Here is a 12,391-nt window from a genome sequence, read left to right as displayed (position 1 = left end):
GTCGAACCATGACGAAAGCCAAATCCGGACCCTCGGATCCAGCCCCCGCCTCCGGTGCCGTGCCGCTGCGGACCGCGTCCGGCGCGCCCGTGGTGGTGCGCCGCTCGGCCCGGCGCAAGCGGACGGTGTCGGCGAATTGGGAGGGTGGAACCGCCGTGGTGGCCATCCCCGCGCATTTCACCGCCGCGCAGGAGCTCCACTGGGTGGAGCGCATGCTGGCCAAGCTGGAGGCCCGGACGGTCCGCCAGGCCGGGCCGGGGCGGACGGCGCCCGGTGATGACGCCCTGATGGCGCGCGCGGCGGCCCTGTCCCAGCGCTATCTGGGCGGACGCGCGACGCCGCTGTCGGTGCGGTGGGTGTCCAACCAGCGCTCACGCTGGGGCTCCTGCACCCCGTCCCGACGGACGATCCGGCTCTCCAACCAGCTCCAGGGCATGCCGGAGTGGGTGGTGGACTACGTGATCCTGCACGAGCTGGCGCATCTGCTGGTCCCCTCGCACAGCCCGGCCTTCTGGGCGGAACTGGCAGGCTGTCCGCGGCAGGAGGAGGCAAAGGCCTTCCTGAACGGCGTCAGCTACGCCACCTCCCGCGGGCTCGATGCCGGAGCCAACGCCGGCACGGGAATGGACGACGACGTCGAGGAGTAGCGTGCGCCGGCTCCCGGTGAATTCCTTCTGGGACGCAGAATGCCGTTGGGGACGCAGTATCTACTGCGTCCCCAACGGCATTCTGCATCCCCGCTGCACCGAGGCGCTTGGGGGAGTGGTCCGTCTAGGCCTTGGGGGAGTCCCCGCCGTCGGATCCGGAGCCGTCCGCACCGGACTCATCCGGGCCGGGGCCGCCGTCGCCGGTGCTGTCTGCCTCGGTGCCGGAGGCGTCCGGAGCGTCGAACTCGCCGGCCAGCAGCTTCTCCAGCGCCGCGTCCACCTCGGAGTCGGAGGCCTCCAGCAGGGTGCGCCGGCCGGCAAAGCCTGCCGGGTCGTCCAGATCCTCGGTGGTGGGCAGCAGGTCGGGGTGCTTCCAGATGGCGTCGCGGCCGGCGATGCCGCGGGCCTCCTTCAGCGAGGCCCATAGGGCTGCGGCCTCACGGAGCCGGCGCGGGCGCAGATCCAGGCCCACCAGAGCACCGAAGGCGTGCTCGGCCGGGCCTCCCGTGGCACGGCGCCGGCGGATGGTCTCGCGCAAGGCAGCGGCGGAGGGCAGATTGGCGGCGGCTTCGAAGGTGAGTTCATCGACCCAGCCCTCCACCAGCGCCAAGGCGGTTTCCAGCTTGGCCAGGGCAGCTTCCTGTTCGGGGGTGCGTGCCGGCATGAAGACGCCCTCGGACAATGCGGCCTGCAGAGCCTCGGGGTTGCTCGGATCCAGATCGCGGGCCAGGTTTTCGATCCGGGACATATCGATGTGGATGCCGCGGGCATAGGACTCGATGGCGCCGAGCAGGTGGCCGCGCAGCCAGGGGACCTGGACGAAGAGGCGTGCGTGGGCGGCCTCGCGCAGGGCCAGGAACAGCCGCACCTCCTGCTCGGGGATGTCCAGCCCCTCGCCGAAGGCTTTGACGTTGGCCGGCAGCAGCGCCATCTGCAGGTCCGCCAAGGGGACGCCGATGTCGGTGGAGCCGAGGACCTCCTTGGCGAGGGCGCCGACGGCGGCACCGAGTTGCATGCCAAAGAGGGCACCGCCCATATTGGCCAGCATCGAGGAGGCTCCGCCCATCATGGACTTCATTTCCTCGGGCATCTGTTCGCCCATGGCGTTGGAGAGGGCGAAGGCGATGGAGTTGGCCACCGGCTCGGTCAGCCGCTTCCAGGTGCCCAGAGTCTCTTCGACCCATTCGGCGCGGGACCAGGCCTGGCCGATGATGCCCGTGCTGGGGAGGTCTGTGACGGGGTCCAGCCACAATTCGGCCAGCCGCAGCGCCTCATCGACCTCCCGGGACTGGGTGGGCGTAACGGAGGGATCGTTCCCGGCCGCTGCCTGCCGGGCATGGTCGTGCGCCAGATCCCAGTTGACGGCTCCGTCGCTGGAGGAGTTCATCATGGACTGCACCTGGGCAAAGATCGCCTGCAGGGCGTTGGGGTCGTCCGGCAGGCCGGCAGCCTTGGCCAGCGCCGCCGGGTCGAAGCCCTCCATGCCCTGGCCACCCATCAAATTCGCCAGCATCTCTGACAGCGGATCCTTGGGCGTATCGTCGTCGTCTCTGTTGGCTGGGTTCTGGGTCATCACTGGCCGATCGTTGGGAGGACTTGGCTATGCAAATCACGTTACCGCCGCCGCCAACGCATTGTCGCCCTCTCGGCGGCGTCGTTCGCTACAGGCAAAGCCCGCGGATTCACAGCCAGCTCGCGGGGAGAACTTGTAGGCTGGGCACCGGGACACATGAGCTGTGCCCCGTGTTGCAGCGCCGGCTGGCGCATGAGAGGACAGTTCTTTTGAGCGAGGAAACGCCCGCAGGGCCAGTGGTTCCCACGGCCGCCGCACGGCCGCGGGATGGCCGCTTTTCCACCATGGCCGTCTCAGGCGTCCTGGCCGCCGTGCTGGGTGCCGCGGCGCTGCTGATGCCCGTGCCCTATGTGGTGGAGTCCCCGGGCCCCACCTTCAACACCCTGGGCAAGGAAAACGGCACGCCGATCATCCAGATCTCCGGCGCGGACACCTACCCCGTCACCGGCAGCCTGGACATGGTCACCGTCCGCCAGGGCGGGGGTCTTCCGGGCAACTCGATCAACATCCTTGAGGCGCTCCAGGGCTGGGCGGATCCGGACAAGGCGGTCTTCCCGGCCGAATTGATCTACCCGCCCGGCACCACGGCCCAGGACGCCAACACCGCCGGAGCCGCGGCCATGACCTCCTCGCAGGACACCTCCACCGCGGCCGCGCTGAACCAGCTGGGCATCAAGTACACCACCGAGCTCACCGTGGCACAGATCCCGGCCGGCTCCGCGTCCGAGGGCAAACTCAAGGTGGGGGATGTAGTGCTGGCCGTCGACGGCGCCCCGGTGACGGATCTGTCCGTCATCCAGCAGGCGCTCGCGGACGGAGCCGGCAAGCCCGTGGCCGTGCGCGTCAAACGCGGCGGCGCCGAGCAGGACGTCTCGGTGGCACCCACGCTGGGGGACAATGGCAAATATCTGCTCGGGATTTCCCTCCAAACCGTCCCCACCTTCCCCTTTGAGGTGAAGTTTGGACTGCAGAACATCACCGGGCCGAGCGCCGGAATGATGTTCGCCCTGGCCATCATCGACACCCTCACTCCCTCCGACATCACCGGCGGCAAGCACTTCGCGGGCACCGGCACCATCGATCCGCAGGGCAATGTGGGCGCCATCGGCGGCATCGCGCAGAAGATGATCGGCGCCCGCAACAGCGGAGCCACGGTGTTCCTGGCCCCCGGTGCCAACTGCAACGACGTCGTTGGCCACGTGCCCGACGGGCTGCAGGTGGTCAAGGTGGACACCCTGACCGAGGCCTATGACGCGGTGAAGCTGATCGGCTCCGGGGCGGACGGCTCCACCCTTCCCACCTGCACGGCCGGCTGAGAGGATCAGCCATGGTCCAACGGTGCCGGGGTTCATCCACTTCATGGCGGAACTTAGCCACGGGCTCGTTCGTGGCTCCTAGTGAGGCGTGCTGTGGCATGCTTCGACCATCACACGCAACAGCACCACACCTTTGAGTTGAGGATCTAAGTGACTTCCCGTCCCGAGCCCCCGCACCGACCAATGCCCATCAGGCGCCGCCGCGGCGCATTGCTGCCCACCTTGATAGTGGTGGCGCTGCTGGTCATTGGCTTTGTCTTCTTCGCCAACGTCTACACGGATGTCCTCTGGTACAACCAGCTGGGCTTCCTGGACGTGTTCTGGCGGGAAAACGTGGCCAAGGGGTTGACCTTCCTGGCCGGCTTCCTGGTCATGGCGGCCGCCGTCTACGCCTCGCTGAAGGTGGCCTACCGCGCCCGCCCGGTCTACGCTCCGGACAGCGAGATTGCCGACAACCTCAACCGCTACCAGGCGCAGCTTGAGCCCGTCCGCAAGCTCGTCATGATCGGTGTTCCGGCCGTCTTCGGCCTCTTTGCCGGGACCGCCGCCGCAGCGCAGTGGCAGAAGGTGCTGCTGTTCTTCTTCCAGGAACCCTTCGGGCAGACCGATCCGCAGTTCAACCTGGACATCAGCTTCTACACGAACACGCTGCCGTTCCTGGGCTTCGCGGCGGGGCTGCTGATCAGCGCCGTCGTCGTTTCCTTCATTGCCGCGGTGCTGACCCACTACCTCTACGGGGCCATCCGCGTCAGCGAGCGGGGGCTGTACACGTCCCGCCCTGCGCAGATCCATCTGGCCGTGCTGGGTGCAGTCTTCCTGGTGCTGCTGGCCGCGAACTTCTGGCTTGACCGCTACTCGACGCTGCAGGACAGCTCCGGCTACCGCGCCGGCGCCATGTTCACCGACGTCAACGCCGTCATCCCCACCAAGGCCATCCTGGCCGTCGCCGCAGCCATTGTGGCTGTCATGTTCATCGTGGCCGCCGTGGTGGGCCGCTGGCGCCTGCCGATCATCGGCACCGCGATGCTGGTCATCACCTCCATCCTGGCTGGCGGCATCTACCCTTGGGCCGTCCAGCAGTTCCAGGTGGTGCCCTCCGAGGCCAACCTGGAATCGCAGTTCATCCAGCGCAACATCGACATGACGCGCAACGCCTACGGGCTCTCCGACATTGATGTCATCCCATACAGCGCGACGACGACGGCGACTGCCGGCGCGCTGCGCAAGGACGCCGAGACGGCGGCCAACATCCGCCTGCTGGATCCGAACCTGATCTCCTCCACCTTCGCCAACCTGGAACAGTACCGCCCGTACTACAAGTTCCCGGCCACGCTGAATGTTGACAGGTACACGATCGACGGCAAGGTCCAGGACACTGTCATCGCAGTCCGCGAGCTGAACCCGGATGGCATCAACCCCGGCCAGCAGACCTGGTACAACAAGCACCTGGTCTACACGCACGGCTATGGCGTGGTGGCTGCCTACGGCAACACGGCCACTGTGGACGGCAAGCCCGTCTTCATGCAGTCCGGTGTTCCCTCCAACGGCGTGCTGGGCACCGATTCCAGCTACCAGCCGCGCATCTACTTCGGCCAGTTCACCTCGGACTACTCCATCGTCGGCGCCCCGGAGGGTGCCAACCACGTGGAGCTGGACCGTCCGCAGAGCTCCGGCGGCGACGACACCAAGACCACCTTCTCCGGCAATGCCGGGCCGAGCGTGGGCAACTGGTTCAACCGCCTCCTGTACGCGCTGAAGTTCCAGTCCTCGGACCTGTTGCTGACCGACGGTGTGAACGAGAAGTCGCAGATCCTCTACGACCGCACGCCGGAGGAGCGCGTTGCCAAGGTGGCGCCGTACCTGACCATCGACGGCAACCCGTACCCGACGCTCGTGGACGGCCGCGTGAAGTGGATCGTGGACGGCTACACCACCAGTGCGAGCTACCCGTATTCGCAGCCGCAGCAGCTGGACTCCGCCACGACCGACTCGCTGACGCAGAAGAGCGGCACCGGCGCCCTGCCCAACAGCTCGGTGAACTACATCCGCAACTCGGTCAAGGCCACGGTGGATGCCTACGACGGCTCCGTGACCCTGTACGCCTGGGATGACACCGATCCGCTGCTAAAGGCCTGGCAGAAGGCCTTCCCGGCCACCATCAAGCCGTACTCGGAAATGTCCGGGGACGTCATGAGCCACGTGCGCTACCCGGAGGACCTGTTCAAGGTCCAGCGCGAGCTGCTGGGACGCTACCACGTGGACAACGCCGGCGACTTCTACAAGAACAACGACGCGTGGAGCGTGCCGGACGATCCCACCACCTCCACCACCGGTGTGAAGCAGCCCCCGTACTACCTCTCGCTGCAGATGCCCGGCCAGGACAAGACCTCGTTCTCGCTGACGTCCTCGTTCATTCCGCAGGCGGTGCCCGGCACCGAGCCGCGCAACGTGATGTACGGGTTCCTCGCCGCCAGCGCCGACGCTGGCAATGTCAAGGGCGTGAAGGACCCCGGCTACGGCAAGCTGAGGCTGTTGGCGCTGCCACCGGAGACGCAGGTCCCCGGTCCGGCGCAGGTGCAGAACACCTTCATTTCCGATCCGACGGTGTCCCAGCAGCTGAACGTGCTGAAGCTGGGCCAGTCCTCGGTGATCAACGGCAACCTGCTCACGCTGCCCGTGGGCGGGGGTCTGCTGTACGTCCAGCCGGTCTACGTGAAGTCCACCGGCGCGGCCTCCTATCCCACGCTGCAGCGTGTGCTGGTGGCCTTCGGTGACAAGATCGGCTACGCCGCGACCCTGAATGAGGCACTCGACCAGCTCTTCGGTGGCAACTCCGGCGCGCAGGCTGGGGACTCCAGCAAGGACGGAACGAACCCCGGCACCGGTGGGACGGGCGGCACCGGGGGAACCGGCGGCACGGGAGGCACCACCGATCCGGGCGCGCAGGCCCAGCTGGCGCAGGCCCTCCAGGACGCCAACCAGGCCATCAAGGACGGCCAGGCCGCGCTGGCCAAGGGTGACTTCGCCGCCTACGGCGCAGCGCAGACGAAGCTGAACGCGGCCATCGAGGCCGCTCTGGCCGCCGAGGCCAAGCTGGGGGCGGCCACGCCGACCGCGACCGCAACGCCGTCGGCCCCCGCCACCCCGTAGCCCAACTAGGTGACAGTTGCCGCACAAAAACTTCGGTTTTTTGTGCGGCAACTGTCACCTAGATGGGGGGAGACGGAGCTCACAGGCTGCGGATTTGGCCCGAAGGTGAACGCCGGGTAAAGTAGAGAACACGCCGCGGGGTGGAGCAGTTCGGTAGCTCGCTGGGCTCATAACCCAGAGGTCACAGGTTCAAATCCTGTCCCCGCAACCACGTAGAAGAAGGACCCGACCGGGAAACCGGGAGGGTCCTTTTTTCATGCCCAAACCCTGTCCCGCCTCTGCAAAGAATCCAGCGGTGACTGCCGTTGTTCTGCCGCCGAATCCGGCAAAAGATTCTCCGCCGACGGGCAATTCGGCCCCATGATGGGAAAATGCTGCACTAAACACCCCCTTGTCGGCAGGAATCTTGTTCTGGGCAAAGGCGGAAGCATGCGGCCTCGATAACGGCAATGGTGCTCCCATTGCTGCAATGAATGCAGCAATGGCCGGCGGCCGAATCTGGGGCGGTGGGGCGCAGAACCACCCTGGATGTAGGACGTTGTCCTTGTCGCTGCGGGCTGTTTTTGTGCATAGGATGATCCCACGGAGCGCCATTAGCGGCGCTGCATTACGGCCCGGCGGCGGTTATTGCTTTCGAGTCCACCGGGCATCACACGCATATTATTGAGGGGTATTGCCGTGAATTTCTGGGAAACACTGTGGTCGATTGTTGTCTTCTTCCTTTTCCTTTCCTATCTGATTCTGCTGTTCCAAATCATTGGGGATCTGTTCCGCGACCACACGCAGAAGGGGTGGGTCAAGGCCATCTGGATCTTCTTCCTGCTGGTGGCACCCATCATCACCGCGCTGGTCTACCTGATCGTCCGCGGCGGGGGCATGGCCCAGCGGGCTGCCGAGGCTGCCAAGGCCGCGCAGCGCGATGCTGAAACCTACATCCGCGAGGTGGCCCGGCCGCTGAGCCCGGCGGAGCAGATCAGCGCCGCGAAGAACCTGCTGGACGAGGGAACCATCACCGCGGAGGAGTACGCCACGCTGAAAGCCAAGGCGCTGGCCTAGCACCAACGCCGGATGGGCCGGGAGGGGCGCCATGGGCAGCACTACGCAGGACGACGGCACCGGGGGACACCCGGTGCCGGAGGAAGAACACCGCGGGACACAATCCAGCGCCACGTTGTTCCGCTCCTGACTGGTGCTCCCACGGCGCCCTTTGCCGCATCTGCTGCCATACGAGCCGCGCACCGAACAAACTTCGTCCCCGCCGGCTTCACGCCGGCACCGCCACCATCGTCGTGTTTCTGAACGAATCTGGTGCCGATGTTCCATGGGCACAGCTCGACATTGCCGGGACAATGAAAACGGACACCGATGATTCCAGGCGCTCCAAGGGTGCCACGGGCTGCGGTGCCCCGCTGCTGGCCGGATTGGCCTCGGGTTTCTGACCCATCGGCTGACCCGCCGGGCCCTGCATCGAGTCTGAACCCACCACAAGGAGTGCACGACATGGCATTTGGCAGAAGAAGAAACCGCCCGTCCCTGCTGGGCACGGCCGCCCGCACCGCCGTCGTCGCCGGAACAGCAACGGCGGCCAGCAACGCCGTCAACGCCCGCGCCGCCGAGCAGCAGGCTGCAGCGGCACAGGCGGCAGCAACGCAGGCGGCCGCCGCGCCGGCAGTCCCCGCTGCGGCGCCCCTCCCCACGGCGGCACCCACCGAGGACATTCTGGCCAGGCTGGAGCGGTTGGCCGCGCTGTACGAGAATGGCGCGTTGACCGAGGCGGAATTTGCCCAGTTGAAGTCCACCATCATCAACAACTAGTGCCGCAGGGGGCCTCCGCCGCTCTAGCATTCAACGCGGAAGCCGAAACACCCTTCAGCCCTGCCCAAGAGAAGCGGTCTCCGACATAGACATCGACACAGCGGCCCTGCTGCTCCTGGCCGCGCACGCGCTGCTGGGAACCACGGCCATCATCGTCATTTCCGCCAACAGGCGTCCATCAACGGCGATCGCCTGGCTGCTGGCGATCGTCTTCATCCCCTATCTGGGGGCGCTGGTGTTCTTCCTGCTGGGCAACAACCGCCTGCCCCGGCATCGTCGCGAGAAACAGCGCCGGGTCAACGAGCTCATTCTGGCGCGGACCCGCGGGCTGGACCAGCGCAGCCATTCAGAGGACTGGCCGTCCTGGCTCGCGTCGGCGGTGCGGCTGAACACGACTCTCGGCGCCCTGCCCATGGTCGGTGGCAACGCCGTCGAGCTGCTGCCCCACTACCAAGGCTCCCTTGACGCCATGGTGCGGGGGATCGACGCCGCGGAGCACACCGTGAATGTGGAGTTCTACATCTTCGTCCACGACTGGACCACCGCACCGTTCTTTGACGCGCTGGCCCGGGCGCAGGCCCGCGGCGTGGTGGTCCGGGTCCTCTTCGACCACCTGGCCAGCGTGATGAATCCGGGCCGGAAGGAAACCCTGGCCGCCCTGGAGTCTGCGGGCGTGCAGTGGCACCCGATGCTGCCGCTACGGCCGTGGCACGGACAGTGGCAGCGCCCGGACCTGCGCAACCACCGCAAGCTGCTCACCGTGGACGGCCGGGTGGGCTTCACCGGATCGCAGAACCTGGTCGATTCCAGCTACAACAAGCCCAAGAACATCAAGCGCGGCCTGCACTGGCATGAGCTGATGATCCGCCTCGAGGGGCCCGCCGTGCGCGAGCTGGACGCCGTCTTTGTCACGGACTGGTTCAGCGAAACCGAGGAGCTGCTGCCCCTGGACACGAGCGATGTGGTGCTGGGTTCCATCGATTCGCACCTGGATGTCCAGATCCTGCCCAGCGGGCCGAGCTTTGAGAACGACAACAACCTCAAGCTCTTCACCTCATTGATCCACAAGGCGGAGCGCCGCGTCAGCATCACCAGCCCGTACTTTGTGCCGGAGGAATCCACCCTGCTGGCCATCATCATTGCCGCCGGCCGCGGGTTGGAGGTGGAGCTGTTTGTCTCCGAGATCGGCGACCAGGCCATGGTCTACCACGCGCAGCGTTCCTACTATGAGGCGCTGCTGCGGGCCGGGGTGAAGATCCACCTCTACAAGGCGCCCGCTGTGCTCCATTCGAAGCATTTCACCATCGACGACGACGTCGCGGTGGTGGGGTCGAGCAATATGGACATCCGCTCCTTCTCACTCAACATGGAGGTCTCGGCGTTGATCCACGGCGGGGGCTTCGTCACGGCCCTGCGCGGGATCGAGGACGGCTACCGGGCCAACAGCATCGAGTTGGAACTTCAGGATTGGCTTCAGCGGCCGCTCGGGCAGCAGATCAGCGACAACCTCGCCCGGCTCACATCCTCCCTGCAATAAGCTCCTACGTGGTGTGCGCGTCGGCGGCAGCGCCGGGCGCCGTTCGGTGGCTTGCCCGGGCCGCGCCGGCGAGCCAACAGGCGACCGCCGTGGCCAGCCCCGCCGCGAAGGCCAGCCAAATGAGGTTTCCCAGAGGCGCCAGCACGGCGTCCAGGACGGCTTCGGCCGCCCCGGCCGAGATGGGGCCGTCGGCCGCCAGGTAGGCGCCACGGGCCAATCCGACAACCAGGTACAGGGCGGCCAGGGCCGCGGCCAGGGCGAGCCCCAGCGCCATCCCGGCCTGCCGCCGTCGTCCGCGCGGAGCCAGAACGACGGCGCCAACCGCCGCTGCGGCCCAGAGCCACGGCAGCACAGCCGCCAGCGAGTCCACCAGCCCCACGACGCTGCGGACCTGCCCCAGCGCCGGGAGCCGGGCCACCGTGATGGTCCGCTCCAGAACAGGGATGCGCTGGGCCAGGGCCGCATCGCGGCCCATCAGGTTTTCCTTGACCGCGGCAATGAGCGGTCCGGTGGAGATGTCCACGGTCCCGGCCCGGTCAACATCCACCGCGCCGCCCGGCGTCATGGCCTGGACAAAGAGGCCGTGCCCGGCCCGGTTGGCGGCCGCCCAGAGCCCGGCAAAGCGGTCCGATGACACCACCGACGACACAGTGGATTCCACCAGCCGTTCGGCGCGGTCGGCCAGCAGCGGCGCCAGGATGCCCGCCAACGGTGCCAGCCGGGAGTCCTCGCCGATCACTGCGGCCACGCTCTGCGCGGAGAGGGCCTGGACGTCGACGGCGTCGAGGATCTGCCGGGTGAGCTGCGTGGAGATTTCCTGCTGGATGGCGGGGTCCGAGGCCAGCGGGGCCGCGACGGCTGTATAGGCCTCGGTGTCGGAGGCCAGGGAGTGGACGTAGGAGGCGCAGAGGGTGCCCACGGCCAGCAGCGCGGCGAGAATGGCCAGTCCGACGGCGCCGGCCCAGCGGGCGCGGGTGCTCATGGGCCGTCCGGGGAGCCGGGTCCGATCGGGATGCCGGCCTTGGCCGCCCTGCGCCGGGCCTTGGACCGGCTGTAGTCCGCCTTTTCCATCTCCCTGGCCTGGCGGACGTCGCCGAGCACCGGTTGGAGCCAGTGGGACGACGGGAAGGCGTCCACCAGGAAGGCCCGCACCAGCAGGGTCAACGGGATGGCCAGCAGCGAGCCCAGGATGCCCAGCACGGTGGTCCAGAAGACCACGGACAGAAAGGTCAACGTCATGTTGAGGTTGACGGAGTTGCCCACAAAGCGCGGCTGCAGGATGGATTGGATGGCCGTGTTGATGACGCTGTAGAAGACCAGGACGACGATCAGTGCGGGCCAGCCGCCGGCCAGCAGCGCCATGACGGCAGCGGGGACCATGCTGATCCAGTAGCCGATGAACGGGATGAAGCCCGTGACAAAGGACAGCAGGGCCCACAGGAAGGCCCCGGGCACGCCGACAATCGTCAGCAGGATGCCATTCAGCACGGCCACGATGAAGCCGAAGACGCACGTCATGCCCATGAACCCACGCGTGAGCCGGGCAAATTGGCCCAGCGCGTCAACCAGATGCGGACGGTTCCGGCCGACCACCGAGAGGATCCGGGGGAAGTACATGGCGTCGATGCCCATGAAGTACAGCAGCAGGAGCAACAGCAGCAGCCCGGAGCCGATGTTCAGCACGCCGCCCACCACGGTGTAGGCGGCGCCGATGAGGGCATTGAAGTCCAGGGCCTGGACCACGAGTGCGATCTGGTCGGAGCCGACGCCCAGGGACAGCATCATCTGCCTCACGTCGGCGCGCAGTGCTGTGAGCTGTGGTTCGAACTGCGGGACCAGGGCGACGAACTGGACCAGCGAGACCCAGATGGCGGCGACGAGGCCCACCAGGATGCCGTAGATGGTCAGCACCAGAAGGGCCGTGGCGGCAACCGGGGGGATGCCCCTGCGCTGCAGCTTTGCCTTCAGCGGATGGACGCAGATGGTCAGCACCAGCGCCAGAAAGAGCGGGCCGATGATGCCCGAGAGCCTGTTGACGCCGAAAAGGACAATGATGGCCGCGGCCAGCGGCACCAGAAGTCCTCCCGCGCCGCCGCGGAACAGTGGCGGCGAAGCTGGTTGGCTGCCACCTGTTGGCTGGCCTGGATTGATTGTGCCCATGATGCCCCTCGATCCGGTCCCCACAGACGGCTCTAATGCTCCGATCCTACCCACCGGAGGCCTCGAATAGGTTCTGGGGACGAAGACATGTAGTGTTGGGGATGCGACGCGGGGTGGAGCAGTTCGGTAGCTCGCTGGGCTCATAACCCAGAGGTCACAGGTTCAAATCCTGTCCCCGCAACCACTGACAGTG

At 66.9% G+C, this 12,391-nt stretch carries 9 protein-coding genes and 2 tRNA genes; 8 read left to right on the top strand and 3 right to left on the bottom strand.

Annotation, left to right across the window (positions count from 1 at the left end; genetic code table 11):
• Positions 1 to 8 precede the first annotated feature (8 nt).
• Complete coding sequence (locus tag K254_RS0111910) at positions 9 to 647, top strand: M48 metallopeptidase family protein (RefSeq protein WP_026555551.1); 639 nt, start codon at positions 9 to 11, stop codon at positions 645 to 647.
• A gap of 124 nt (positions 648 to 771) precedes the next feature.
• Here K254_RS0111910 and K254_RS0111905 read toward each other — a convergent pair whose 3' ends face one another.
• Positions 772 to 2,220, bottom strand: coding sequence for a zinc-dependent metalloprotease (locus K254_RS0111905; RefSeq protein WP_026555550.1), 1,449 nt, complete (start codon positions 2,218 to 2,220; stop codon positions 772 to 774).
• A 209-nt stretch (positions 2,221 to 2,429) separates the two neighbouring features.
• On the opposite strand from K254_RS0111905, the gene K254_RS0111900 reads away from it, so the two are divergent.
• The 6 genes from K254_RS0111900 (at position 2,430) to cls (ending at position 10,038) form a co-directional block, all read left to right on the top strand.
• On the top strand, positions 2,430 to 3,536 hold the full coding sequence (locus K254_RS0111900) for a YlbL family protein (protein ID WP_035749276.1): 1,107 nt from the start codon (positions 2,430 to 2,432) through the stop codon (positions 3,534 to 3,536).
• Positions 3,537 to 3,719: 183 nt separating this feature from the next.
• Positions 3,720 to 6,686, top strand: coding sequence for a UPF0182 family membrane protein (locus K254_RS0111895; protein WP_026555548.1), 2,967 nt, complete (start codon positions 3,720 to 3,722; stop codon positions 6,684 to 6,686).
• Between the two features lie 134 nt (positions 6,687 to 6,820).
• Positions 6,821 to 6,897, top strand: a tRNA-Met gene (locus K254_RS0111890).
• Positions 6,898 to 7,364: 467 nt separating this feature from the next.
• On the top strand, positions 7,365 to 7,742 hold the full coding sequence (locus K254_RS0111885) for an SHOCT domain-containing protein (RefSeq protein WP_026555547.1): 378 nt from the start codon (positions 7,365 to 7,367) through the stop codon (positions 7,740 to 7,742).
• Positions 7,743 to 8,186: 444 nt separating this feature from the next.
• Positions 8,187 to 8,501 carry an SHOCT domain-containing protein gene (locus K254_RS0111875; protein WP_026555546.1) on the top strand — a complete coding sequence of 105 codons (315 nt, stop codon included), beginning with the start codon at positions 8,187 to 8,189 and terminating at the stop codon, positions 8,499 to 8,501.
• Positions 8,502 to 8,586: 85 nt separating this feature from the next.
• Positions 8,587 to 10,038: a cardiolipin synthase gene (gene cls / locus K254_RS0111865; RefSeq protein ID WP_051389094.1), complete on the top strand. Its 1,452-nt coding sequence runs from the start codon at positions 8,587 to 8,589 to the stop codon at positions 10,036 to 10,038.
• A gap of 4 nt (positions 10,039 to 10,042) precedes the next feature.
• On the opposite strand, the gene K254_RS0111860 is transcribed toward cls, so the two are convergent.
• Entirely contained in the window at positions 10,043 to 11,020 is a 978-nt protein-coding gene (locus tag K254_RS0111860; RefSeq protein WP_026555544.1) for a hypothetical protein, read from the bottom strand.
• Positions 11,017 to 12,198, bottom strand: coding sequence for an AI-2E family transporter (locus K254_RS23030; RefSeq protein ID WP_196810913.1), 1,182 nt, complete (start codon positions 12,196 to 12,198; stop codon positions 11,017 to 11,019). The genes K254_RS0111860 and K254_RS23030 overlap by 4 nt, the downstream gene beginning before the upstream one ends.
• Positions 12,199 to 12,305: 107 nt before the next feature.
• On the opposite strand from K254_RS23030, the gene K254_RS0111850 reads away from it, so the two are divergent.
• A tRNA-Met gene (locus K254_RS0111850) sits at positions 12,306 to 12,382 on the top strand.
• The last annotated feature ends 9 nt before the right edge of the window (positions 12,383 to 12,391 follow it).

Origin of the sequence: Arthrobacter sp. 35W (genome assembly GCF_000482545.1) — a bacterium.
In the GTDB taxonomy this organism is placed as follows: Bacteria; Actinomycetota; Actinomycetes; order Actinomycetales; family Micrococcaceae; genus Specibacter.
Note: the sequence above shows the minus strand (reverse complement) of the source record. Positions and strands in the feature narration are given on the sequence as shown.

Bases quoted from the DNA above. Each gene is read 5' to 3' on its own strand.
- K254_RS0111910 (WP_026555551.1), top strand. From the start codon at position 9: ATGACGAAAGCCAAATCCGGACCCTCGGATCCAGCCCCCGCCTCCGGT.
- K254_RS0111905 (WP_026555550.1), bottom strand. From the start codon at position 2,220: ATGACCCAGAACCCAGCCAACAGAGACGACGACGATACGCCCAAGGAT.
- K254_RS0111895 (WP_026555548.1), top strand. From the start codon at position 3,720: ATGCCCATCAGGCGCCGCCGCGGCGCATTGCTGCCCACCTTGATAGTG.
- K254_RS0111875 (WP_026555546.1), top strand. From the start codon at position 8,187: ATGGCATTTGGCAGAAGAAGAAACCGCCCGTCCCTGCTGGGCACGGCC.
- K254_RS0111860 (WP_026555544.1), bottom strand. From the start codon at position 11,020: ATGAGCACCCGCGCCCGCTGGGCCGGCGCCGTCGGACTGGCCATTCTC.
- K254_RS23030 (WP_196810913.1), bottom strand. From the start codon at position 12,198: ATGGGCACAATCAATCCAGGCCAGCCAACAGGTGGCAGCCAACCAGCT.